The organism is Muribaculum sp. (assembly GCF_029051885.1).
Taxonomy (GTDB): Bacteria; Bacteroidota; Bacteroidia; order Bacteroidales; family Muribaculaceae; genus Muribaculum.
Window position 1 is genome coordinate 1 of the sequence record NZ_JAIDKI010000074.1, and the last position, 26,621, is coordinate 26,621.

Consider the following 26,621-nt stretch of genomic DNA (forward strand, 5'->3'; position numbering starts at 1 on the left):
CCTTCGTCACATGTCGAAAATCGTCTCAAGCTATACGACCCTGGCGGCAACATTTATTATTAAACAAGCTCTAAATGTGTCAGAGTGAAGATTCCTCGGCGGAAGTCGACCCGCGCACTATCATGGATGAATGGAGGGTTATGTTTTGCTGAGGCGCGCTCGGTATGTCGATTTTCTCCAGCAGAAGGCGCACGGCTATACGGGCCATCTCAACCACATTCTGCTCTACGGCGGTAATCTGCGGATATACAAACGATGACAGCGATGTACCCGACATCGTGCATATGGCGACATCCTGTGGTATTATCAGATTGCGCTCCTGAAGTGTGCGCTTTGCGCCAAGCGCCTGTGTCTCCGTAAAGCAATATATGGCATCAAAGTCAATGCCTCCGTCAAGCAGTCTCTCTACCGCTAAGGCACCGTCTTCGACCGACATGCCACCCGACACAATCAGCCTGCGGTCGAGCGGTATGTGGAATTTCTCAAGAGCCTCACGGTATCCTTGGGAACGCGCACGCGAATTCTCTATATAAGAGGGTCCGGCAAGATTCACTATGCGGCGGCGTCCGCTGCGTATCAGGTGCTCCACAAGAAAAAATGACATAAGACCGTCGTTGGAGCATACCGACGAACACTGCAGGTCACGTATAGTACGGTCGAAAAATACTATAGGGAAGTTAGATTTTACCAGATTTTCAAAATGGTCGCGGTTGGCCACATTGTGGGTGACAGATACAAGAAGCCCGTCGACACGGCCATTCTCAAACATATCGAGATTCTGACGCTCACGCGACGGATCCTCGCTCGAAACGGCAATAAGCACACGATAGCCGAGCGGCTGCACAGCCTCCTGCACTGTGGTGACGAATGCCATCGAAAACGGTGTCGTGATTTCCGGCACTATGATTCCTATAATCTTGTTGGCCTTCGCCCGGAGATTGACTGCGGTCATGTTTCGGCGATAACCCATCTCCAGCGCCTTGGCCCGGACGCGTTCAATAGTGGATGGACTGACGTTGCGCATATCCCCTGCCAACGCACGCGACACACTCGACTTGGATATGCCGAGAGCATCTGCAATGTCTTTTATTGTAACGTATCGCATCAGATATCAGATTTGAATTCGGACAAAAATCCCTGCACAGGGACTTCCTCCACCAATATATCAGTTCAAATTTAGATAAATTCCATTAATAAAAAGTGATGTTTTGAAAAAAAGGGACGAAGAGCACGAATGGGAACGTTTGCGGCACCCGCAATCGGTTGTGGACTTACATTTCAACAGACACGGAGCCTCCGCAAACGATTGTGGAAACCGCAACCGATTGCGGGAACGGTTGCGAAAAATAAAAGCACAGAAATGCTTTAAAATCGGGGAGAATGTTTATATTTTTACACCGTAAAATCTACCAATCAGGCATTTAACTTTACTCTGTATCAAAATATATCATGAAGGAAAACATGAATGTAGCCGTGATGAACGGCATAGGAAAGATGGGCTTTATCACACGCCCTATTCCTACTCCGGCAAAGGGAGAAGTACTTATAAAGATTGACTATGTTGGCATATGCGGCTCTGATATACATTATTATGAAACAGGGCGTATAGGCAGCTATGTGGTAGAACCGCCGTTCGTGCTCGGCCATGAGGCAGCCGGCGAAGTAGTGGCTCTTGGCGAGGGGGTGACATCGCTTGCCGTAGGCGACCGTGTGGCGCTCGAGCCTGGCAAGACCTGCGGCCACTGCCGTTACTGCCGCGAAGGAAAATATAATCTGTGTCCCGATGTTGTTTTCTTCGCCACACCGCCTGTCGACGGTGTATTTCAGGAATATGCCACCCACCCCGCCGACCTCTGCTTCCGTCTTCCCGAGAATGTAAGCAATCTTGAGGGAGCTCTTATCGAACCTTTGGCCATCGGATTCCATGCTGCCAACCAGGGTGGAGCGCGGGCCGGACAGAAAGCCGTGGTATTCGGGGCCGGATGTATCGGACTGGTATGCATGATGGCACTGAAGGCCGAGGGTGTATCGGAGATTATCGTAGTCGATGTCATGGCCAAGCGCCTTGAAAAAGCCTTGGCACTCGGAGCCTCCGCCATCATCAATGCAGCTGAGGAGAATACCGTAGAGCGCATAAAGGAACTCACCGGCGGCGAGGGCATCGACCTCTCTATTGAAACCGCTGGTACCGAGATAACCACACGACAGGCTATCGAAGTGGCACGCAAAGGCTCCACGATAGTGCTCGTAGGCTACAGCAAGACCGGCGAACTCACATTGCCCATATCTCTGTTTATCGACAAAGAGCTGACATTCAGAAGCGTATTCCGCTATCGCCACATCTATCCAATGGCAATAGAGGCTGTAGCCAAAGGTCGTGTGAATCTGAAAGACATAGCGACCCACATATTCGACCTCAGCGATATACAGGAAGCCATGGACCGCAGCGTAAGCGACAAGGCCAACATCGTGAAGGCGGCAGTAAGGATTGACCGATAACCCCTACTACAGCAATTCCCTATTATGGAATCACTCAATTATATCGTACTGTTTCTCTACTTCCTTGGACTGATTGCCGTAAGCTGGCTCATGTCGCGACGCATAAAAAGTTCGGAGGACATGTTTATAGCCGGACGCAGCTCCTCGTGGTGGCTGTCGGGAATGTCGACATATATGACCATATTCTCAGCCAGCACATTTGTAGTGTGGGGTGGAGTGGCTTACCGCTCGGGAATAGTGGCCGTAATAATCGGCAACCTCGTAGGCATAGCCTGCCTGGTGACAGGCCGATGGCTTGCCGGCCGATGGCGTCAGATTAAGATTAACTCTCCCGGCGACTTCATCGCTGTACGCTTCGGAAAAACTACCGTCGACTTCTACACTATAGCCGGTATCGTAGGACGCGGCGTACACACCGGAGTGGCACTGTATGCCATCGCCGTAGTGATGTCGACACTTATGGTACTCCCCGAGGGCCATTTCCTCGCCGACTCTACCGGCCACCTGTCGATATCGTGGGCGGTAGTGATACTTGGAGCAATCACCCTTGTGTATACCATAGCCGGGGGATTTCTCGCGGTGCTGATGACCGACGTAATCCAGTTTGGAGTGCTTATCGCGGTAGTCCTGTTCATGATACCCCTGTCGTTGCACACTATCGGCGGCCTCGACAACTTCATAAACTCTCCTGCGCTTCCCGACACATACTTCGACCTCGCTTCCGGCGAGTATCCCTGGATATGGCTCCTGCTCTGGACTGGCCTCAACATATTCCAGATGGGAGGCGACTGGCCCTTCGTGCAGCGCTATATAAGCGTGCCTACCGCCCGCGACGCCCGCAGGAGCAACTATCTCGTAGGAGTGCTCTATCTGTTCACCCCGATACTGTGGTATCTTCCGGCAATGGTGTACCGCACCATCAATCCCGATGCCAACCCCGAACAGGCCTACATACTTATGAGCCAGACCGTACTCATGAAGGGAATGCTCGGAGTAATGCTCGCAGCTATGATTTCGGCGACACTCAGCTGTGTGTCAGGCACTCTCAATGTATACGCCAACGTATTCACCTACCAGATATATGGCGCCTCACATCCCGAAGCCAAGGACCGCACACTCATCAAGGCCGGACGCCTGTTTACGCTCGCCTTCGGAGTGGCCATCATAGCCATCGCCCTGCTCATACCGTTTATGGGCGGAGCCGAACGTGTAGTTGTGACTATCCTCACGATGGTAATCGCTCCTCTCTTTATCCCGTCGGTGTGGGGGCTGCTCTCAAGCCGTATCAACGGCCGCCAGGTAATATGGGCCATGCTCGCCACCTACGCCATCGGCATAACCATGAAGTTCTCCCTCTCCGGCCTGGTCAACAACCAGGTGCTTGAAGCTACCGTAGGGCTTTTGCTTCCGGTAGCGATAATGGCCACACTGCAGCTCCTCGGCTATCTCAGGGGATATGTATGTCCCGGCTACGAAAAAATCACGAAAATGGAGGATACCTCCGCCGACACAGAGCCTGACGAGGCTACCAGGCGTGCCGTGAAATCATATTCGTTCATGGCCATCAACTGCTTCCTGGTCACACTCGGCGCGATAGCCCTGCTGTTATTATACCTGATGTGCACCGAGACATACGACCCGGCCGTATCCGGCATAATGCGCGGCACATGCCTCATCATCGCAGCTCTTATCGGAATCTACCTGGCCTACCGCATCGCCGATTCACGCAAACAGAAAAAGACCGTAACAGCATGAGACTACGACTTACATCCCTCACCCTGGCGCTGGCGTCATGCTTCATGTATGGCGCCGTCCCGGCTGCCGTGCCTGAATGCGAGGTAGCCTATACCAAAGATGCCTCACGCCGGTCACAACAGGGAATGGCTATCTGGGGCGACCTCCTGCTCGCATTCGAGCATGGCGGACACTGTACGGTGTACGACCGCAGCAAGGGGGAACTACGAAATGTGGGAGAATTTGACGTCGAGTCGTCGTCGCGCAGCAACCACTGCAACCAGGCTAACTTCGGAGTAGAGCGGCAGCCCGGAGCGGAGATGCCGGTAATCTACCTGTCGGTAGCCCAGCCCAAAAGCCCGCTGGATATGCGCTGCCACGTAGAGAGCATCACCCGCAAAGGGCGCAAATGGAGCTCCAGCCTGGTACAGACACTCGAACTCGACACCACCGGATGGGCACGACGTGAGCTCAACACTATATTCGGAGCTCCGTCGTGGCTCATCGACCGCGAGCGAGGCCATATGTGGGTATTCTCCGGACGAGTGCGCACAGTGCCGGCGGCAATGCCGACCTTCGCCCACAACAAGCTGGTGGCTACCCGATTCCGTATACCAAAGCTCGCCGAAGGCAAATATGTCAGACTCGGCGCCGACGATGTGCTCGAGCAGGTAGTGCTCGACATGGATGCCTATGCCACACAGTCGGGATGCATACACGACGGCAAACTCTTCTATAGCTTCGGATTCGGCAACAAATATCCCGTAACGACATCCAAAATCCGTGTATACGATCTCGACCGGCGCTGTGTTGCGGCACGAGTCGACCTCGACAGCCTGATACTCGAAGAGTGCGAGGCTCTGATGGTCGACGGTCAGAGAATGCTGGTCAACACCAACAGCCCGCTGATATACTCGGTAGCCTTGCCCGACATGCCCGACCCGACACTGAGCCGCGGCACCTACAGAGTAGACCCGTTCGCCGAACCCGAGGACCGCACCGCTCCCGCCGGCTATGAGCCGTTTATGATCAGCACCTACTGTCGCCACGGCATACGCCATATAGACAGCGCTCCGGTGCTGCCGCTCGTAAAGAGAGCACTCGAATGGGGCGACTCCTCCGGCATTCTCACCCCGCTCGGCACCATAATGCTTGAGCGTCTGCACGGCCTCTGGCCTACTGTAGACCAACGTACCGGAGACCTCACCGCAGGAGGCACCCGGCAGTGGGAGGCATACGCCGCAAAACTGTGTCGCGAATACCCCGAAGTTATCTCTGCCGGCGCCACCGCGCAGTCGCAGTCGACCAACGTAATGCGCACGGCACGCTCGATGGAGGCATTCAACAGCGCCCTGTCACGCATCTGTCCCGACATAAAAGTATCAGGCGACGTAAGCAGCCGTTACCACACATGGCTCAATCCCTACGCCAACGACTGCCCCACCAAGCTGCCGCTCGACGAGGAGATGCGCTCACACGACGGCCGCTGGTATCAGCTCTGGCGCCGGTTTGTGGAATCACGTATCGACCTCTCCGGATGGCTATCCACGATATTCACACAGCCCGACAGCGCGGCATCGCGGTTTGACGCCATAACCCTCTGCGAGGCTATGTTTATCCTGTCAAATGCCACACCGGCCCTCGACCGCCCGGAGTCGTTCAGCGAACTGTTCACCCCGGCACAGGCCGAAGCCATGTGGGAAGCCGACAACGCACGACAGTATATGCAGAAGGGTAGGCACAGCGTGAATCTCGGACGCGGATGGCAACAGGCCGCCAGGATGCTCGACAACATCATAGCCTGTGCCGACGATGACATAGCCGCAGGGCGCCGCGGATTGCGCATGCGGTTTGGCCACGACGGCTGCCTCATGGCCCTTATGGCTCTGCTTGAGGCCGATTCATGGGGCACAGCTACCGACAATCTCGACGAAGTGAAAGATTTCTGGCAGACATGGCGCATACCGATGGCCTCGAAACTCAGCTTTGTATTCTTCCGCAACCGGTCGGACAATGATGATATTCTTGTAAAAGTTCTCCTCAACGGCAAGGCCCTGTCGCTCCCGATACAACCCACGGGGGATGAACAGTGCTACCGGTGGCAACAGTTGCGCCCGCTCGCCCTGTCAAAGATAAAAAGCGCATATGAAGCCCTCGAAGCATCAGCCGCCACTCCTCTCAACCGCAACTAATATCACAAAACAATATTAACCTCAAAAACAGATCATGAAAATCCTATCAAGACTTCTCTTCATTGCCTTTATGGCTATGTTGACAGCCTGCTCCGATGACGATGCAGCTCCCTACATGGATCTTTCGGACAAAGAAATGGCCGTATCGGCCGACGGAGGCACGATTACCATGACGGTTACCTCCAATGTGAAGTATGTGGTGAATCATCAGACAGAATGGCTGAACATCACCGAGGCCACAAATAACCATAATGTCACTACATTCACTATCGATGTAAGCGCCAACGAGGAGTTTGATCAGCGAACAGGCCGCATAAAATTCATCGGCGAAGGGGTGACACCTAAAGCTCTTGACATAACCCAGCGCGGCATGATACCGACGGGTGTGTCGGTAAAAAGCATCACCCTTGAGGCAGGAGAGACAGAAACCGAATTTACCGTACTCGGCGAAGGTGCATGGACCGCCACCTCATCCAATCCCGACTTCATGCTCACACCCGATTCCGGCGAGGGAGAGACCAAAGTAAAAGTGACCTTCCCCCAGAACAACACACTCTCCGACATCAACACGACAATTACCGTAACTATCGACGGCAAAAGCTATACGCTTACCATCACACATCTCGCCCTCGACATGACCATGATTACCGAATGGGCTATCGACAAGAACAAAGATGAATACTCGTCGACATGGGGCGCACTTAAGTTCAACAAGTCGGATGCCGGATTTATCGACGCTTTCGCCAACCCGACCACCGGCACAGGTTCAATCCGATTCTACAACTCCGACAAATCCGGACGCGCAGACGACGGCAAGGGAATGCGTACCCAGACAGGCTCACACGGCGACCTGATGATACGCGGATGTGTGACCACCGACTACTGGCTCGTAGAGTGTGGCAACAAGTCGCTCTCACAGATTCCGGCCGACACCCCGATGCGGTTTGAATTCACCGGCCACATATATTCAAGCTGTGCCGCCCACTGGATGGCCGAGTATCTCGACGGAAGCGAATGGCTGCCGCTCATGACTCCGAAGACAGTAACACTCACGGCAACCGAAGGCCTGTCGGGAGCAGCCGGCAACTGGACAGAGACCGTCACCTACAATTATGAATACCCCAAAGACGGCATCTATGTACTGTTTGAAGGCACATTCTCACTTAAGAATCCATGTGAGAAAGTACAGATACGCCTGCGCCCGGCGACAGAGATAGCCCAGTGCGGAAAATATATCGACCAGATATCGCAAAGTACCTGTACGCGTTTTACCGCCCAGCATCCTCATGATGGCGACAAGGCTGTAAAAGAATACAACCAGACGGTAAAACTTGAGTTCGTACAGTAGACACCGCCACTCCATTACTTATTAACCACAATCATGAAATACCAGATGAAATCATTTATAAACTTGATGCGCAAAGCATCGGCCTCCATCCTTGTGATGGCGGCCATGCTTGCTCCCTCAGCGGCTACGGCACAAGGGAGCACACTGTCAGGTACTGTTACCGACGAGACCGACGAGCCGATAGTAGGTGCGATAGTATCCGACAAGACGAGCAAATACTCTGCCATGACAGATATCGACGGCCGCTACAATATAGCGTCGGTACCTGCCGGAACTGAGATAAAAGTGACATATCTCGGCTACAAACCCGAGACAGCCAAATGGACGGGCAAAGGCACTCTTGACTTCAAGCTCTTTCCCGACGCACAGATGCTGGAAGAGACCGTAGTAATCGGCTACGCCACAGTTAAGAAAAAAGACCTCACCGGAGCGGTAGGCTCTGTCGGTTCCGACCGTCTTGACAAACAGCGCTCACCCAACCTTACCACAGCATTGCAGGGAGCTATTCCCGGACTTGATATCACCCGCAGCGGCAGTATGCCCGGCTCAAGCGGCAGCATAAAGGTGCGCGGCGTCACCACAATGGGCGACAACAGTCCGCTGATTCTTGTCGACGGCACTCCGGTAAGTGACCTCGACAATGTGAATCCCGATGATGTGGAATCAATCTCCGTGCTTAAGGATGCAGCGGCGGCATCAATCTACGGTGCGCGCGCAGCGGCAGGCGTAATCCTTGTAACGACCAAAGGGGCAAAAGAGGGCGATCTCGCCATCACTTACAACGGCGAGTTCTCACTGATGCACGCCTCATCGTATCCCGACTATGTGGTCGATCCCATACGCCACATGCAGATTATCAATGAGACACGCTGGAACGAAGCCGGCAATCCCGCAGGTGGAGAATATCCTACCTACTCGAAAGAATATATCGAGCAATATATGGAGAATCATATGTATGACCCCATCGAATACCCGGTATACGACTGGAAAAGCAGATTACTCCGCTCGACCGCTCCACGCACCAAGCACAATGTAAGCCTGTCGTACGGCAACAAACAGGTAAAGACCCGCATATCGGCATCGTATGAGAAGACCGAAGCCCTGTATAAGGGTTCCGACCATGAACGCATCTATGTACGCGCCAACAACACCATCAACTTCAACAAGCAGTGGACAGCCACAGTCGATCTCTCCATGCGCCACGCCGTAAAAAATGATCCCCACTCCGGAAGTCCGATAGGCGCGGCACTGCGCTATCCACAGATATATGCAGGCACCTATCCCGACGGACGCATCGCAGCCGGACAGTCGGGTTCGAATACCGAAGGAGCCTATCTTGAAGGCGGCGAAAAGAAAAATACGATTAACTACCTCACCGGCAAGATAGCCCTTACCTACAAACCGTTTTCTTTCCTCACAATCCAGGGTACGGTGACTCCGACCATGTCATTCCAAAAGATAAAGGACATGAAAAAAGCTGTCCCCTACTACGATGCGTTTGACACCGACCAGCTCATAGGGTATATCTCGGGATACGAGACAAATACACTGACTGAGACACGCACCGAGAATCACTCTATGGAGAAATCGCTCACCGCTACCTTCAACAAAGATTTCGGTGTACACGCCGTAAACGTACTCGCAGGCTACGAAGATTACTATTACCACTACGAGACTATGTCGGTATCCTCCGACAAAATGACCCTTCCCGACTATCCGTATCTTGACAACGCCAATAAAAACGAAGTGTCGCCCGGAGGCAACGCTTTTGAAAACGCATACCGTTCTTTCTTCGGACGAGTGATGTACAACTACGACAGCCGCTACTTCATCCAGGCCAACATACGCGGCGACGGCTCTTCGCGTTTTGCCAGCTCATACCGCTGGGGATGGTTTCCGTCGGCATCGCTCGGATGGCGTCTGAGCAAGGAGAAATTCATGGAACGTCTGTCGCCGGTGCTGTCCAACTTCATGCTGCGCGCTTCATACGGCTCTCTCGGCAACGAGCGCATAGGCAATTATCCCTACCAGGCATCTGTAAATCTTGAGAATGCGATAATGTTCGGCGCCAAAGGCCCGGAAGCGGCAACCTCAGCAGCACAGATAAGATATGCAGTAGAAAATATCACCTGGGAATCAACCCATACGTGGGATATCGGTGTGGATTTCGGACTGTTCAACGGGCGTCTCGACTTCACCGGCGATATCTACTACAAGAAGACAAAAGATATGCTCATCGCCACTGAAATCCCCAAATATACAGGCTACAATGCTCCGGAGGTCAACGCAGGCGACATGAATACACGTGGCTGGGAAGCAAAAATTTCATGGAATGACAATATCGGCAAGGACTGGACATACGGCGTGGGCTTCAACATCTCCAACTCCAAGTCGAAGATGGGCAACCTCGACGGTAAAATACAGTATTCGGGCGACTGCATAATACGTGGCGGCGACGAGTATATGGCCTTCTACGGATACCGTGCCGACGGCATATACCAGACCGACGAGGAGGTAGCCAATTCCCCGAAACTGGTAAGCTCGGTAGGCCCCGGAGATATCCGCTATAAAGACCTGAGCGGCATTGACGGAACTCCCGACGGCAAAATCGACAATACCAATGACCGCGAGGTGCTCGCATCATCTCTACCCCACTATCTGTTTGGCGGGTACATCAACGTAGGCTACAAAGGCATACGCCTTTCGGCTGCATTCAACGGTGTCGGACAGCAGAAAGTACGCATGTCGGAGGTAATGGTGCGCCAGCAGTCGTTCCGCGCCGCTCCCGAAATCATAATGGGAAAATACTGGAGCCACTACAACACCGAGGAGCAGAACCGCAAGGCCATCTACCCGCGCCTTAACAGCGCTACCGGCAACAGCAACAACTATGTTATGTCGGATTTCTGGCTGATGGACGGCTCGTACATGCGTGTCAAGAACATCAACCTCAGCTACACATTCCCCAAGAAACTTGTCAACAGAATCCGCTTCGACAATCTGCGTGTATATTTCAATGTCGAGGACCCCTTCTGCTTCCACCACTATCCCAAAGGATGGGACCCCGAGGTCAATTCAAGCGCATCCAACTACATCGCCACCACCTACACCTTCGGCCTCAACTTCTCATTCTAACCTGAAAATCATAAAGAAATGAAACCGAGCAATATATTTAAAGGGGCGCTCTTATGCGCCACAATGATGATGGCCGCGTCATGTGCCGATCTTGACCTACAGCCACTGACAGAGCCGTCGTCGGGCACATGGAACTCAAAACTCGACGAGGTCAGGATATCTGTCAACGACCTTTACCGAGCATATCCGTATAATCTTGAGACCCGCTGGTTTACCGACGGGCATACCGACGATTTCTGTCATCGCAACAAAGTATACGACGTGCCGGCAGCCACACTCACCAGCTCTACCTCATGGATTGAGACAACATGGTCAAATACCTACAAGGCGATAAGCCGCTGCAACCGTGTGCTCGAAAGTCTTGACAAACTGGGCTACAACTCCGACGAAGCCAAGCGTCTGGCGGCTGAAGCACGCCTGTTCCGCGCATACTTCTACGCCCGCCTGATATCACTCTGGGGCGATGTGCCTTTCTGCACGGGGACAATCACAATAGAGGAAGCTCGCCAAATGGGACGCACTCCGGTAGCCGACATCCTCCCTGTAATATATTCTGACTACGACTATGCCTATGAAAACCTGCCCGAGTCCAACATAGTCCAGGGCATATGGCGCGTAAACCGATATGTGGCAGCCTCTCTGAAGTGTCGTATCGCCCTTACTATGAAGGATTGGGAAATCGCACGCGACGCCGCACGCCTTGTGATGGATTCCCGGCAATATTCCCTCTATCCCGACTTCGGTGCGCTATTCCGCGACAAGACCATGGACAATGGTGAATACATATTCTGCATAGCCAACTCTATCGAACTGGGCCAGAGTTCATCGGTCAACTCATTCATGCTGCGCACAACCGTGAGCAGCGGAGCCGCAGGCTTCCCGTCATGGGACCTCCTTGCCGCCTTTGAATGCACCGACGGCAAGCCTATCGACGAATCGCCGCTGTTTGACCCTCATAACCCATACCTCAACCGTGACCCCCGATGCAACGAGACATTCGTAGCCCCCGGCTCGGTAGTATACGGATGTGTCTACAATCCGAGCCCGTCGGCCAAGACCGTATTGCTCGACGGAAAATCTGTCACCAACAAAGACTCAAAAATCAACGACCAGTATGCCGCCCCGACAGGAACATGCCTCAGGAAAGGCGCGCAGGACGAATGGCGTACCGGCAAAAACGTAAGCGAGAACCCGACCATCATAATCCGCTATGCCGACGTGCTGCTCATGTATGCCGAAGCTAAAATCGAACTCGGCGAACTCGACGCAAGCATGCTCAATGCCATCAACGATGTACGCGCCCGCGCCTACAAGACTACCCGCGACAATACCGCGGCATATCCGGCGCTTGCCTTGTCGGACCAGAACACCATGCGCCTGGCCGTACGCAAAGAGCGCCGCGTGGAGTTTGCCTGGGAGGGCCGTCGCTTCTTCGACCTTCTGCGCTGGGACGGTTGGATGGAAAAGGCTTTCAGCCACGACTATTATGCATTCCCGACAAAACAGGGTATGGTCGATATGGAAAAAGCCGGCGATTACTACTGGCCCTCCACTCCGGAGATTGACGAATGTGGCTTCGCCGATTTCAAGCCGATGTTCGACGCCGGAAAAATCGTGCGTGTACTCCCGAGAAAATATGACAGCCGCTTTCCGCTTCTTCCCCTTCCCGCGATAGAGGTAAGCATATCCAACGGCAAGATTTCCCAAAATCCGGGATGGTGACAACATAGCATCAACCGGCACCATACAACAACCATCTGCGACAATATCAACAACAAATAATCCTCTGAAACAACCATAACAACTATGAGTGTAGACGAAATACTGCTCCGCAGCCGCTATCAGCCGCTCGAGCGCATAATCTGCTACGATATATTCAATACAGGCTTCAACGGATGGATGACCCTACTGCCCAACTTCACCGAGTATCCCGACTTTGACGTGCCCCCCACGCTGGTCAACAAAGACCAGTGGCCACCGGTGATGCTCAGTTCGGCCACCTACCGCTATCCCGGCAGCCACGGCGCCATGTCGGGCACATTCAGCCTTAAGCTGTCGACACGCCCCGTACATTCCCGCTACGAGGATATTCCCGCTCCGGGTTCGATGGGTCATGCCATAAAGCGCCTGTCGTTCTATCGTCCGGGAAGCCGCTTCCTACAGATTGAATGCTGGTTCTCGTACACCGCCGAGCAGGATATCCTTGATGGCGAGGGAACTCCGCAGCCCGGTCTGCACGAGAAGAGCATCCGCGCCTTCGGCATGGGCTTTGACATACAGGAACGCGGCGAACGCTACCAGGTAGGCGTGCGCCACCTCAACTGCTTCAACGGCAATCTGGTACAGCGCTGGGAAATCGAGAATTCAGCCGATGTCACCGACAAGGAATGGGCTTTCGGCCTCGAAGGCGACTGGTGCAAGCGCGGTATCGACCCATGGTGGTTCGGTCGCCGGTATCCCGACGGACGTCACGAGGCATTCCAGGTGATACCCGACTCACATCAGAAGCTCATATACAACGAAACCGACTGCAAGCTCAACTGGCAATACATGCGCCTGAAAATCGATACACTCAACCGCGAGTATGTCGAGTTCCAGTGTCAGGACCGCATATGGGACCTGCGCGGCACCCACGTGACCAATGTACCCGGTTACCACCGTATCGACAACCTCATCAATCCCCTATTCTGGGTCGAGACCGACCAGGACCGCCGTGTGTACTTCTACATCGACTCGGTAGTCGTGTCGCAGGAATAATCTCCCGAGTCTTCACCTACAAAACAGCTGACCAATCATGAAACAGTTCAATGCATCCCATCTTGAGATAAAGAAATGGTTTACCGGACGATTTGAGACTCATCCCTATGAGACCGGCTGGGCCGACGAAGCGATATTCTTCGTAATGATCGAGCACATAAAGGGTGATAATCCCACGCTTACAGCCCGTGTCGAGATTTCCCACGACGGCGTAAACTGGGCCTCCGACGGGAGCGCACCAGTCACCGTGTCAGGCCAGGGACTCCATCCGATAAAAGTGCAGCCCAATTTCGGCAACTGGCTGCGCCTCGCGGTCGATATCTACGGCGGCGAACTATTCCTCAACATACAGATACACTGTAAAGGCTAAACAACCATGAAATCAAAATTTCCATATACCGCATTTTTCGCAGGCGCCATGTTGCTCGCCTCTTCGGCATGCTCCGACAATGATGAGTACTTCGGCGCTCCGGCCATCAAGCAGCCGGCACCAAAGGAAGTATATATCGAAGGGATTGTGAAGACCGATACCGGCACTCCCCTCGCCGACGTAGTAGTATCGGACGGACACAATCTGACTACCACCGATGTCAATGGAAAATATATAATGAAATCGGAGGTTGACCTTGGATATGTATTTGTGTCGACTCCCGACGGCTACGAACCGGCCGCATTTCTCGACAATAACCGCCCGAAATTCTGGCAGCAGGTAAAGAAAAGCGACTGTAAAAGCGTGGACTTCATACTACGCAAAATTGCCGACAACAACCCTCTCGGCATAATCGCTATCGCCGACCCCCAGATATCCAACCGATGCGGCGACGTGGAGCTACTCAAGAGCATGATTGTGCCCGACATAAACCGTGCCATCGACTCACTGAAGGCCAAAGGCACCAGTCCTATCGTGATAACTCTCGGCGACATTATCTGCGACGTTTTCGTGGCTGATGGCTTCGGATATACCCTCGATCTCTTCAACAAGGACTTCAAGGTCAACGCACCGCTGTATCATACGATGGGCAACCACGACTACGACCCGTTTCTCACGGGTGATATACCGGGACTCTCCAATTGGCTGTATATCAACGGCCCGTCTTACTATTCATTCAACCGCGGAGGAGCTCACTTCATAGTTGTCAACAATATGGTGTACAAGGAAGGAACCGCCCTTAAAGCCGACCAACTTGACTGGATTGAAAAAGACCTCGCCACAATAAAAGACAAGACGGCACCTCTGTTCATCACCATGCATGGCATATTCCTTACCTATCCGGAAGCCGAGGGTGTGAATGTAAGCAAGGTTTACCGCTTCGACGAGGGAGGTCCGCAACTTGGTGCGTTGCTGTCGGAATTTACCAATGTCAAGGTATTCTCCGGACATTCCCACAAGAGCCACTTCCAACATACTCCGGAAAGAAATATCCGCGAATACAATTACGCAGGCGCCAATGGCGGATGGTGGCCGGCCGGCTTCAAGCCTCACATGCCTAACCTTCCGGTATGCTTTGACGGAGCTCCATGGGGATTCGGCATATGGGATTTCGCCTCGGGCACTCCCAACCATATATATAAGGGTTTCCAGTTGCCGACCGATTTCCAGATTCGTGCTTACGACCTCAATCAGGTATCTATCGAAGATGAGGAGCTTTCGACGGCATATCTCCCGGGCAATAGCGCCAATAAGAATGTCGTGCTCGCCAATATCTGGGCTTACGAACCGGGATGCACGGTAAAAATGTATGAAAATGGCCGGGAACTGACTGTGAAAAGGGTAAAAACCCAGGACCCGTATCTCATACAGAAATACCTCGTACCCATAAAGAAGGAGTATACAAAATGGAATTCAGGCATGAATCCTGAAGCCACAGCCCACATATTCCGCGCTCAGGCATCTACTGCCGACTCGCCTGTGACAATAGAATTTACCGACCTCTCGGGCCGTAAATTCACCACAGTGCTCAACCGCCCCTCATCAATTGAATAATCACACACACTATCTTCCGGAGGCCTCGGTCAACGCACCTCCGGAAGATAGCATGGCTTACATGCTATACAACTCCACTTTTACTATAAATCAATAACCATTTCTATCTCATGAAAAAAACATTACTCTTTTCAGCCATCTTGTCCGGTATCGTTTCCACCCATGCAGAGGATTACCATGGATTCTGTATCGACGCCTCACAGGAACTTATCGACAATACCGTAGGCACAAAACTATCAACAGATGCCTACCGCCTGGAAGGAAAAGCCATCACTCTCCAGGTGCTTTTTCAGCCTGACTATACTCCGGTAATGGTCGATGAGGCACTGTCGCAGATAACTACCCCCGGCTCGACATTATCGGCCGATGCCCAGAAAGACTACGCAGAGCCCCGCGATGCCCAGAAATCGCTTGAAAGCGGACTTATGGACGGTTTGCTTCTGACCTCGGAGATGGACAACAACGGTCTTGCCTACGTGACAGTGCCGTCACAATATTACAAGGACGGAGTGCTTGTCGACGTACCGGCAGAAGGAGGCGACATACGTGTGCGTTTCTGTACAGAGTCAAACAGCAAGAGCCGAATGGGCGACGGTGAGGACTGCCGTGTAAATGATATCACAGGTGTATATGTCACTGTCGACGCTCCGGCCCATGTACGTATCACATCGGACTTTGTGCAGGCGAATACCAGCACGGCGTTTACCGGAGGATTCGCAGGCACTGACGACACACTCGGCAAAATGCAGCGCTGCGCCATATTCAATATGCCGTCGACCACGGCTACCGGCCCACAGGATATCACTTTCACCGGAAAGGCTACCAACAGCTGGAATCTGTTTGATTTCCGTAGAAAAAGCAACAACGACCTCTATGGATTCCCGGTAAGATACGCCGATATCGTGTTTTACGGTGTAAAGCCGGGCGAGCGTATCGGCTGGACCAACTATCAGACTCTACATGAAGGATATACCCCTAAGAAATATACTGCCACATCGGGTATTGAAACCGAGATGGCCGACAACAGCACCGCTCCCGCGGAATATTACAATCTACAGGGAGTAAAGGTGAGCACACCCTCCGGTGGCATCTTCATCGAGCGCAGAGGCTCTGTATCAAGAAAGGTTGTTTTTAAATAAAGGTTTGCATTACTGCCGGGCGGCACGATGATTGCGCATCCGGCCCTATCGACTACAAGTAACGCGCCGCGACAGCTGTGGACTGTCGCGGCGCTTTTACTGTATTTTATCTTCAGAGGGAGGCCCGGCGGCAGAGCGCGGCGTGAGCGCCGAGAGGTTGCGCAGAAGCCCTGCGAGCTTGGCGCGCTTTACCGCCGAGTGGGAAAAAACTGATGAAAACCGCTCGGGAGTGAGGGTAGCGATATCGGTGTCGGTAAGGGACATAAGGGCTTCAGAAGGCAAGAATTCCGGAATGTCGGTTGGCGGTATGCCCCGGTTAAGGGGGCATGCGCTCTGGCATGCGTCGCATCCATATATCCGGCGCCCCAGAGAAGGGATATTGTCAGGAAAAGGTCCGCGATGCTCGATAGTAAGATATGACAGACACCGGCGGGCATCGACAGAGCATTCGCGGGATATAGCCCGTCCAGGACATGCCCGTATGCACAAATCGCATCCGTCGGGACATGCACCCTCGGAAGGGGTTGAAGCGGGAAGCGGGATAGTGGTAACAATCTCACCGAGAAAACATGCCGACCCGTAGCCGGGCACAATAAGCTGAGCATTGCGTCCGATGAAGCCCACACCGGCCTTAACGGCCCAATAGCGTTCCATCAGCGGTGCCGTGTCGACACATATCCTGAATCGAGCTCCGGCGTATACCTCCTCAAGTCGGGAGGCCGCCAGCTCCAGACGTGCGCGCACCACCTCATGATAGTCGCGCCCATAGGCATACCATGCAAACTGTGGAGCATACGCCGGCTGACGGCGCGACGGATAGTAGCTGTAGGCGGCCACAATCACCGAGCGCGCTCCCTCAAGCAGATTGCGCGGGTCGCGCCTGACGTCGGGATAACGGTCAAGATACTCCATACCGGCATGATTACCGCGGCTTATCCATCGCTCACGTCGCTCCCAGGCTTCGGAATCGACAGACTCAGCCCGGGCCACACCCCATGCTACGGCTCCGGTGGAGCGCATGATACTGTCGAGCGGCATGGCATTCATCACATAGGGATGGGGGCAAACTCATAGCCCTGGTCGCGCAACCACTCTATTGCGCGCGGCAGTGCATAGCGGAGGTTGGCCTCGGCCTTGAGTGAATCGTGGAACACGATGATAGAGCCGTTGCGGGCATAGCGCCTTACATTCTTTACTACCTTCTCGCCGTTGAGCTTCTTGGAGTAGTCGCGTGTGACGACATCGTACATCACGATGTTGAAGTGCTCCTTGATGATTTTCGCCTGTCCCCAGCGCATTATGCCGTGGGGCGGACGATACAGCGGGCTGTCGATGAGATTGTCGGCCTCCTTTATGTTGCGCAGATAGTTGCGCGAGGTTTCCTTGAATCCCTGCAGATGGTTCATCGTATGGTTGCCCCAGCTATGCCCGCGGCGCTTGATTTCCTCAAGCAGCTCGGGATGTCGGCGTACATTGTCGCCCACGAGAAAGAATGTGGCCTTTATGCCATAGTAGTCGAGCAGGTCAAGAATCCAGGGAGTAATCTCCGGGATGGGGCCGTCGTCGAAAGTCAGGTATACAGTGCGCCGTTTCTTGCGTTTGATGCGCCATATGGCCTCAGGGAAGAGGATACGGTAGAGCAACGGCGGCTGCTCGATGAAGCGCGACGGCTTGAATCGGAAATACTTGCTACCTTTCATCTAACGGCAGAGTTATCCTTCGTTATGATTGCGGTAGAATCGGTTGAAGTCGACACCCTGCGCCGCCAGGTCCTTTATGGTCTCTTCCGGATCGGCTCCGAGCGATACATATAGCTGTACGAGCTGCATGAAGTATGTATCGAATATGTATCGGTCGATACGTGTGAGCGCCTGGAACTTGGCCGGCGAGAGGCTCTGGATATAAAGCATATACTGCTTGTAGAGGTCTATCTCGCGCTTTGCTATGGCAAGGGCCTTGTCGGAGAGCTCCTTGTTGCCGGTGACTGCTCCGAGACGTCCGAACATGTCGGCGGTCTGGTATCCGATCTGTATGCCGTAGGGCGATGTGTACTCAGGCATCTTCTCTACCATGAGGTTCATCACCTCTGTGGCACGGGCATAGCGCTGTGCGATGTACTCCTCGGTCTCCAGGCGCTTTTCAGGTGTCATTTTCACGGAATCCTCCGAGTAATAGACTTCGGCAGTAATGCCCTCGTTGTAGAGCGCAGAAGCGAGGTCGAGCATGGCGCTGCGTGTAGTGGTGACCATACGGCGCACTGTCTCGTCGAGGTAGATATCATCGGCGCTATTGACATTGTCGAGACCACCCCAACGGAACTTGTTGACGATGTTGTCGTAGGCCTTGTCGGTATTCACGCCAATCTGTCCGTGGGTTGATTCGGTATCTTTTATGCCACCCACCTCATAGGCCATACCGGTCGAACGCATGAACGGATTGAGGCCGAGATAGTAGTCGTCGGGCACTGTCATGGCGAAGTAGAACGGACGTTTCCAGCCATCCTTGGCATTTGTGGCGAGCATGTCGATGGCAATCATCGAGCTAAGGCGCAGACCGCTCTCGGAATTGCCGGCCTGGTTGAGGTCGATAGCAGGCGACAGTGCCTCGCGCTCAGCCTCGGTAATGCGGCCAGAGGCCACCATGTCATCGCCGTTGACGGGTATATACATGTTGGGATGACGGAACTCATACAGACCGTAGGTATGGTTTCTTGCATCTTCGCGATATGCCTCCTTAAGGGCCGCCAAAGCGTTGACGCGGGTAGTGTCGGGGTCGATGAAATAAGTGAACTGGCGCTTGTCGTGGGCATACACATCGGGGGTAGCCAGCATAGGTATGGCAGGAGCGTCATACGACGGATGGCGCAGCTGGTCGACGTACCAGTCGGTGGTGAGATACGACAGATTGACCACACGCACGTCAGTGCGGTATCCTTCTACCTCCTGTGCATACCAGAGAGGGAATGTGTCATTGTCGCCGTTGGTGAATATTACAGCTCCGGGCTCAAGCGAACTGAGATAGTTCATGCCGAAGTCGCGGGCGGCATAACGTCCGGAACGGTCGTGGTCGTCCCATGTCTGTGACACCATCTGCAGGGGCACAAATATCCCGAACAGAACGGCTACGACAGCTCCAATCCAGTTAAGCCGGCTTACTTTCTCCTTGGGCGACCTTGCATCGGCAAGCCCGGCGATAAGACGCCAGATACCGGCCACACCCATTCCTACCCAGATGGCAAACGCGTAGAATGAGCCGGCAAACGCGTAGTCGCGCTCACGAGGCTGGTTGGGAACCTGATTGAGATATATGACGATAGCGATACCTGTCATAAAGAACAGGAAGAATATCACCCAGAACTGCTCGATACCGCGCCGTGAGGTGAAGGCCTGCCACAGGAGGCCTATAATACCCAACAGAAGCGGGAGCATGAAGAATACGTTGTGACCCTTATTGCCGCTGCCGAGGTCCTCGGGCAGAAGAGACTGGTCGCCAAGACGGGCATTGTCGATAAAGGGTATGCCTGAAATCCAGTTGCCGTGGGTAATCTCTCCATTGCCCTGGATATCATTCTGTCGGCCGGCGAAGTTCCACATGAAATATCGCCAGTACATATGGTTGAGCTGATAGTTGAAGAAGTAGCGCAGATTCTCCATGAATGTCGGTTTGATGCGCATTGACTTCTCGCCGAGAGGATTTCCCTGGCTATCAACGTAGTTTGTGACAGAAACGGGGGTGCCTGTCATGCCTGTCCATTCGCGGTATGCTTCGGCATATTTTCCGTCGTACATACGGGGGAAGAGCATGTTGAGCTCCGGTGTAAGCTCGTAGTCAAGTTTGGTGCCGGTCACCTCATATCTGTCAGGCTGGTCGGGGGATGTCTTCACCGTCTTGCCCCACAGGTTTTTACCCTCTTTCTTCAGAGCTTTAGGCACTCCGTCGGCACCCACCTCGTATACGATACCGGAGTTAAAGGTCTGGCCATACAGCAAGGGGCGCTCGCCATACTGCTCGCGGTTGAGGTATGATGAAAGGGCAAACACATTGTCGGGAGAATTCTGGTTCATCGGAGTATAGGCGTTGGAGCGTATAAGCAGCAGCGCGTAGGAACTGTAGCCGATGAATATGACGAGTATGCTGAGTACAACCACATTGAATATTCTTACCGGAATCTTCTTCAGATAGATGCACAGATACCATAGCAGAGCGCAGAATATAACTGTCGACACCAGCCAGCTGTCGCCGATAAACGGTATGCCCGAGAAGAATATGGTAAGGAAAAACGACGCGCGGATACGTGCGGGACTCTTCTGACGATAGAGCTCGGCTACGGCCCATATCATCACGGCAAAGGTGACAATCGTATAGAGCAGAGCACCTGAATTATATCCCATGCCAAGAGTGTTGACACAGAAAAGCTCGCTGTACTGAGCCATCTCGATGAAACCCGGCACGAGACCGTAGAGTATCAGGGCCACGATAACGAATGACACAAGCAGCGCCGCGATGGAGCCACGCCCGTCGGGGTTCTTGAATTTCTTATAGTAAAATACGAGTACTATCGCAGGGATACAGAGCAGGTTAAGCAGGTGCACGGCAATGGATATACCTATCACATAAGCGATAAGCACGAGGTATCGGTCGCTGTGGGGCTCGTCGGCTCGGTTTTCCCACTTGAGTATGAGCCAGAATACCAAAGCCGTACAGAATGAAGAGAATGCATATACCTCTCCCTCGACGGCCGAGAACCAAAACGTGTCGCTCCAGGTATACACCAAAGAGCCGCACATTGCCGAGCCAAAGATAATGAGCATCTGCAGAGGGCTTACCGTGGTAGCGTCATCCTTGACAATGAGCCTCTTCACCAGATGGGTTATTGTCCAGAAGAGCAAGAGTATCGTAGCCGCGCTCAGCAGCCCCGACATGGTGTTGACAGCAAGAGCCACATGCGAAGGGTCGCTTACAAAATTGACGAAGAATCGTGCTGTAAGCATGAAGATAGGGTTGCCTGGCGGATGACCTATTTCCAGTTTATAGCCTTGTGATATGAATTCCGGGCAGTCCCAGAAACTTGCTGTGGGCTCAAGCGTGCACATGTATGTGACGGCAGCAATCAGAAATGCCACCCAGCCCAGGATGTTGTTGAGTATGCGATATTGTTTCATTCTTGCAAGAAATGGCAGCCACATGCTGCCGTGAAAACTTGGCAAAGTTAACGATTAATCCGTGAAGTCAGTATTGTCCACACTGATTTTCTGTTTTTTTCACACACAATAGTTCTGTATGATACAATAAATCGGATACAAGGCAGGTTAATACTCTTAGAAACTGTTTAAATTCATATCACTTTGTTTTTAAGGATTCTTGTCAGTGTCTTTTTGTTCGCTCTTCAGTCACGTAGCTACGGATACGCTCGTTCTTTGCAAGCAAAGCGACTTCGTCGATGACATCGCAATCAAAAATCCATCAGACAATACCCCTCAAAATCTGTATCATATAAATTTGAACAGTTTCTTAGAATCATTACCGCATGAAAAGAATACAATTATCAATACTCCTCCTTGTGGCTATGGCAGTGGCGCTGCCACAGTATGCATTGGCCCAGAAGGACCAGTTCAACCCTATAGAGACGGGCGTAGTATCGCTCGGTATCGCCCCCGACGCACGTGCGGCCGGTATGGGCGACCTTGGAGCGGCTACCGACCCCGACGCCTACAGCCAGTTCTGGAATCCGTCGAAATACGCCTTTGCCTACAGCGAGGCGGCAGTATCGCTCAGCTACACCCCATGGTTGCGCAAGATTGTCAACGACATATTCCTCGCCAACGTGTCGGGCTACTGGAAGCTGGGCGGAGGCGACAACCAGGCCGTCAGCGCATCGCTGCGCTACTTCTCGCTTGGCGAGGTATCCACATACTCGGAAATGGCCCAGACATTCAACCCCTACGAGATGGCCTTTGACATCGGCTATTCGCGCAAACTGTCTGAAAGCTATTCGATGGGTATCGTATTCCGATATATATATTCGTCGCTGGGCTACAACAGCGACGGAGGCTCGGAGGCAGGCGACCCGGTAAGCGGCGCATCGGCTTTCTCGGCCGACATATCGGGATACCTGACAAAGTATCCTATCATCGGACAGAACGAGTGCCAGTGGTCGCTCGGATGGAATATCAGCAATATCGGTTCGAAACTTAACTTCGACAACGGCACCTCTCCGGCATTCCTTCCGACCAACCTGCGTATCGGCACCAACTTCGCATTTCCCCTGGCCGACTACCACACCCTGTCGATCGGACTCGACCTCAACAAGCTGCTCGTGCCTACCAAGCCCCGCCGTATCGACTACGCCGACGGCGAGCAGGGCGATATCGATTTTCAACAGGCCACCATCGACTGGGAAAACACCTCGTCGATATCAGGCATATTCAAATCGTTCAGCGATGCGCCTGGAGGCATGAAAGAGGAATTGCAGGAGATTACCTGGAGTCTCGGAGCCGAATACAACTACAACCAGCAGTTTTTCCTGCGCGCGGGATACTATTATGAGAACGAATACAAAGGAGGCCGAAAATACTATGGCCTCGGAGCCGGATTCGCCCTCAACGTGCTGCGCCTCGACGCCAGCTACATGATTGCCGCATCGCAGAACTCACCGCTCGACCAGACACTTCGATTTTCGCTGACATTCGACATGGACGGCATCAAGGAAATATTCGGACGCCGATAATCCATACCGATACTTAATAGAACATCAACCGATATGACACCCCCCACCTTCAGAGTAGGAAACGGATTTGACGTACACCGCCTGGTGGCCGACCGCGACTTATGGATATGTGGCGTAAAAATTCCCCACACCCTCGGCCTGCTCGGCCACAGCGACGCCGACGTGGCTCTCCACGCCCTTAGCGACGCTCTGCTCGGAGCAGCATCACTGCGAGATATCGGATACCACTTCCCCGACACCGACCCCGCCTACAAAGGCGCCGACTCACGCCGTCTGCTGCGCGAAGTGGTAAGGCTGCTCGCCGACAAAGGATATGCCGTAGGCAACGTCGACCTGACCATCATGGCCCAGGCGCCCAAAATGCTGCCACACATACCGGCCATGATATCCAACATAGCCGCCGACCTGAAAATAGACCCCGACTGCGTGTCGGTAAAAGCCACAACCACCGAGCGTCTCGGATTCACAGGCCGCGAGGAAGGTATCGCCGCTATGGCTACAGCGCTAATCTACAAGATATAATCCGGTCCGGGCGCCGACCTAGCCATGCAGTATTGTTGCTTATTTTCAAATGTTTTGGCAAAATAGATATTTTTGCATATCTTTGCCGCCCAAATCAGATAAGTCATGACAAAAAGCAAAGTTTACACAACTACCGGCGACAACGGTGCAACATCGCTTGTCGGAGGTGTCAGAGTGAAGAAAACCGATATCCGCATCGAAGCCTACGGCTCAATTGACGAGCTCAATGCCAATATCGGAGTGCTTCTTGCAATACCGTGTCTGCAGCCCGCTGCCGTCGACCTGCTCCATCAGGTACAGAACCGTCTTTTCAGCATCGGAGCCTATCTGGCTACCCCCAATCCCGACAACGCCATCACACGCTGCCCGGGTCTATCGGCTGAGAACGTAGAGTCAATCGAGAACGTTATCGACCATTTTGACGCACAGCTTCCCCCGCTCAACAATTTCGTGCTCCCCGGCGGAACCCATCGCGCTGCCGTATGCCACGTGTGCCGCACTATGTGCCGCCGCTGCGAACGCCGTATCGTAGCTCTGGCCGACCAGACATATGTCGACCCCAACGTGCTGCGCTACATCAACCGCCTGAGCGACTTCTTCTTTGTATTCGCTCGCTTCAACAACGTCGACAACCAGACCGACGAGTTATTTTGGGACAAGAACAATTAATTGCTCTTAATTGACTGAACACCCGCAGGGCGACATACGTTAGTTATCAATAAAATCTGAAAAATATGTACTGGACACTTGAATTAGCATCAAAACTTGAGGATGCTCCCTGGCCCGCAACCAAAGAGGAGCTTATAGACTATGCCATGCGTTCAGGTGCTCCCCTCGAGGTAATCGAAAACCTTCAGGAAATGGAGGACGAGGGTGACACCTACGAATGCATCGAGGACATATGGCCTGACTACCCCTCCAAAGAGGACTTCTTCTTCAACGAGGAGGAATACTAAGCCCACGCAAAAGGATTAACCCAAAGAATACCAAAGAGTTGAGCTTCGCACCACGCGACAGCCCAACTCTTTTTTCTTGCATTTTACCACCTTTTACAGCATAATAAACTGGCGTAAAATTAGCGCACCGACAAAAAAGGAATATAGACAATCGGGATAAACTGGCGTATAACTGTTGTAAATTCGCTTAAAATAAAAGAAACGGAACATACAACATGGGTAAAGCAGCAAGACCATTCCCGACCGGACATTTCCGGTTGTACAAGACCAGACAAACCAAGAATGACCGCCCTCTGGTGGTCCAGATTGAATATGCTGTCAAATCAGTGGCAGTCAGACGCTCTACCGGGATCTCTGTCAAAGAAAAGTAGCCTGTGGTTTGCGTGTCATTGACATCATCACCCTGCAATGGTCTGACATAGACTTCGACAAACGGACACTTAACAAGATACAGGTCAAGACGAAAAACAGGAATGTTATACCCCTAAGCGACCAGGCTATGGGAATACTTGAACAGTGGAAAGGCCGATACAATCGCTTTGTTTTCGGTTTGCTTGACGATGACTTTAACCTTGACGACACAGATGCCCTGTACCGTGTGAGGAACACAAAGACACGTGGTATCAATCAGGCTCTCAATGTGATTGGTGAAAAACTGGGACTGTCATTCAGTCTCACATTCCATGTCGGACGCCACACCTTTGCAGTCCTGAGCCTTAACAACGGTATGGACATGACGATGGTGAGCCAGCTTCTCGGTCATTCCTCCACCGAAATAACCGAGAAGGTCTACGCTCACTTTATGCCGGCAAGGCTACGTGAGGAGCTGAGCAAGATTAAGTTGCCATCCCTTTAGTCGGGATGCCGTTGTCCTTGCAGTGCTTGTATAAGGACGACTGTGACACCTTGATGCCCTATGCCCGTGCTGTCTGTAGGTTAAGTCTTACCGAGACAGCCGGGTTATACCACTCCGATATGTTGCAATGTCCCGGATTGACAGGTATATTGTTGAACTTGCAATAGCGTCGGAGTGTTGACAGACTGACGGTAAGCCCTCTGTCGCGCGCTTCCTTCAGGTTTGAGGTAACAGATTTCCCAGGTTCATACCACGCCTGTATGGATTCGTAATTCTGATACAGTACCATTTGAAAATGTCTCGTAAGCAAAGGTCGGTTTCAACTGGCATTGACGGTAGAATGTTTCGAGGTCTGTATCGGTATCGTCAACATCAATGCTTATGGTTTGCGTATAGAGAAATTTATTTTTCCTACGCAGGTTCCCATAGTAAATATGGCAATAGCTGTAACCCATTCTGACCATCGAAATGAAGCTACTAAGACTCATTTTGGTCTTATTCCATCGCATTTGCCGATAGTCGGTAGGAGTCGGTTTGGACTTGTAACATTTTTCAGTGACGGATACGTCAATCTTGAAATTGGGATTTGTGATCATATCTATAATGACTGATGGTTTTGTAAGTTATATATGAAAGAGTCCTCGAAGTCTAAATTACATATCCGGCTACCGGTGTTAGAACAGGAAACCGCGTCAATATAAAAACGTGTCAGAATAATCTTGTAAAGGTTATCCTGACACGCTCTTTTTCGCAGCGGTTCAATCTTTTAGAT

The 26,621-nt window shown here is 52.7% G+C and carries 19 protein-coding genes; 15 read left to right on the forward strand and 4 right to left on the reverse strand.

Annotated elements, in window-relative coordinates:
- Positions 1-79: 79 nt before the first annotated feature.
- A complete protein-coding gene (locus K2I50_RS03005) occupies positions 80-1,105 on the reverse strand; it encodes a LacI family DNA-binding transcriptional regulator (RefSeq protein WP_301024771.1) in 1,026 nt (341 codons plus the stop codon).
- Between the two features lie 344 nt (positions 1,106-1,449).
- Here K2I50_RS03005 and K2I50_RS03010 point away from each other — a divergent pair, with 344 nt between their 5' ends.
- The 10 genes from K2I50_RS03010 (at position 1,450) to K2I50_RS03055 (ending at position 16,788) form a co-directional block, all read left to right on the forward strand.
- Positions 1,450-2,499: an NAD(P)-dependent alcohol dehydrogenase gene (locus tag K2I50_RS03010; RefSeq protein WP_279159097.1), complete on the forward strand. Its 1,050-nt coding sequence runs from the start codon at positions 1,450-1,452 to the stop codon at positions 2,497-2,499.
- Positions 2,500-2,523: 24 nt separating this feature from the next.
- Positions 2,524-4,254, forward strand: coding sequence for a sodium:solute symporter family transporter (locus tag K2I50_RS03015; RefSeq protein ID WP_301024772.1), 1,731 nt, complete (start codon positions 2,524-2,526; stop codon positions 4,252-4,254).
- On the forward strand, positions 4,251-6,425 hold the full coding sequence (locus tag K2I50_RS03020; protein WP_301024773.1) for a histidine-type phosphatase: 2,175 nt from the start codon (positions 4,251-4,253) through the stop codon (positions 6,423-6,425). The genes K2I50_RS03015 and K2I50_RS03020 overlap by 4 nt, the downstream gene beginning before the upstream one ends.
- A 34-nt stretch (positions 6,426-6,459) precedes the next feature.
- Positions 6,460-7,773 (forward strand): BACON domain-containing protein, encoded by a 1,314-nt coding sequence (locus K2I50_RS03025; protein ID WP_301024774.1) that lies wholly within the window; start codon positions 6,460-6,462, stop codon positions 7,771-7,773.
- A gap of 45 nt (positions 7,774-7,818) precedes the next feature.
- Positions 7,819-10,908, forward strand: coding sequence for a SusC/RagA family TonB-linked outer membrane protein (locus tag K2I50_RS03030; RefSeq protein WP_301024775.1), 3,090 nt, complete (start codon positions 7,819-7,821; stop codon positions 10,906-10,908).
- 18 nt (positions 10,909-10,926) lie between these two features.
- The gene (locus K2I50_RS03035) at positions 10,927-12,630 is read left to right on the forward strand and encodes a RagB/SusD family nutrient uptake outer membrane protein (RefSeq protein ID WP_301024776.1); all 1,704 of its coding nucleotides are present in this window, start codon (positions 10,927-10,929) and stop codon (positions 12,628-12,630) included.
- 84 nt (positions 12,631-12,714) lie between these two features.
- Positions 12,715-13,665: a DUF6772 family protein gene (locus K2I50_RS03040; RefSeq protein WP_301024777.1), complete on the forward strand. Its 951-nt coding sequence runs from the start codon at positions 12,715-12,717 to the stop codon at positions 13,663-13,665.
- Positions 13,666-13,702: 37 nt separating this feature from the next.
- Positions 13,703-14,035, forward strand: a complete 333-nt coding sequence (locus tag K2I50_RS03045; protein ID WP_301024778.1) for a hypothetical protein — start codon at positions 13,703-13,705, stop codon at positions 14,033-14,035.
- A gap of 6 nt (positions 14,036-14,041) precedes the next feature.
- Positions 14,042-15,649 carry a calcineurin-like phosphoesterase C-terminal domain-containing protein gene (locus K2I50_RS03050; RefSeq protein ID WP_301024779.1) on the forward strand — a complete coding sequence of 536 codons (1,608 nt, stop codon included), beginning with the start codon at positions 14,042-14,044 and terminating at the stop codon, positions 15,647-15,649.
- Positions 15,650-15,759: 110 nt separating this feature from the next.
- Positions 15,760-16,788 (forward strand): hypothetical protein, encoded by a 1,029-nt coding sequence (locus tag K2I50_RS03055; protein ID WP_301024780.1) that lies wholly within the window; start codon positions 15,760-15,762, stop codon positions 16,786-16,788.
- Between the two features lie 96 nt (positions 16,789-16,884).
- Here the strand turns inward: K2I50_RS03055 and queG are convergent, their stop codons facing one another.
- The 3 genes from queG to K2I50_RS03070 are packed head-to-tail and all read right to left on the reverse strand — an operon-like array spanning position 16,885 to position 21,950.
- A complete protein-coding gene (gene queG / locus K2I50_RS03060) occupies positions 16,885-17,835 on the reverse strand; it encodes a tRNA epoxyqueuosine(34) reductase QueG (RefSeq protein ID WP_301024786.1) in 951 nt (316 codons plus the stop codon).
- Positions 17,835-18,488 carry a polysaccharide deacetylase family protein gene (locus K2I50_RS03065; RefSeq protein WP_301024781.1) on the reverse strand — a complete coding sequence of 218 codons (654 nt, stop codon included), beginning with the start codon at positions 18,486-18,488 and terminating at the stop codon, positions 17,835-17,837. Before K2I50_RS03065 ends, queG begins: the two co-directional genes overlap by 1 nt.
- A 12-nt stretch (positions 18,489-18,500) precedes the next feature.
- Positions 18,501-21,950 (reverse strand): glycosyltransferase family 117 protein, encoded by a 3,450-nt coding sequence (locus tag K2I50_RS03070; protein ID WP_301024782.1) that lies wholly within the window; start codon positions 21,948-21,950, stop codon positions 18,501-18,503.
- Between the two features lie 365 nt (positions 21,951-22,315).
- Here K2I50_RS03070 and porV point away from each other — a divergent pair, with 365 nt between their 5' ends.
- The 5 genes from porV to K2I50_RS03095 all read left to right on the forward strand — a co-directional run bounded on the left by porV (position 22,316) and on the right by K2I50_RS03095 (position 25,849).
- A complete protein-coding gene (gene porV, locus K2I50_RS03075) occupies positions 22,316-23,515 on the forward strand; it encodes a type IX secretion system outer membrane channel protein PorV (RefSeq protein ID WP_301024783.1) in 1,200 nt (399 codons plus the stop codon).
- A gap of 33 nt (positions 23,516-23,548) precedes the next feature.
- Positions 23,549-24,037 (forward strand): 2-C-methyl-D-erythritol 2,4-cyclodiphosphate synthase, encoded by a 489-nt coding sequence (gene ispF / locus K2I50_RS03080; RefSeq protein WP_301024784.1) that lies wholly within the window; start codon positions 23,549-23,551, stop codon positions 24,035-24,037.
- 105 nt (positions 24,038-24,142) lie between these two features.
- Positions 24,143-24,706 (forward strand): cob(I)yrinic acid a,c-diamide adenosyltransferase, encoded by a 564-nt coding sequence (locus K2I50_RS03085; protein ID WP_301024785.1) that lies wholly within the window; start codon positions 24,143-24,145, stop codon positions 24,704-24,706.
- A gap of 65 nt (positions 24,707-24,771) precedes the next feature.
- Complete coding sequence (locus K2I50_RS03090; RefSeq protein WP_068961730.1) at positions 24,772-24,993, forward strand: DUF2795 domain-containing protein; 222 nt, start codon at positions 24,772-24,774, stop codon at positions 24,991-24,993.
- Between the two features lie 379 nt (positions 24,994-25,372).
- Positions 25,373-25,849, forward strand: coding sequence for a tyrosine-type recombinase/integrase (locus tag K2I50_RS03095; protein ID WP_367279082.1), 477 nt, complete (start codon positions 25,373-25,375; stop codon positions 25,847-25,849).
- Positions 25,850-26,621: the final 772 nt, after the last annotated feature.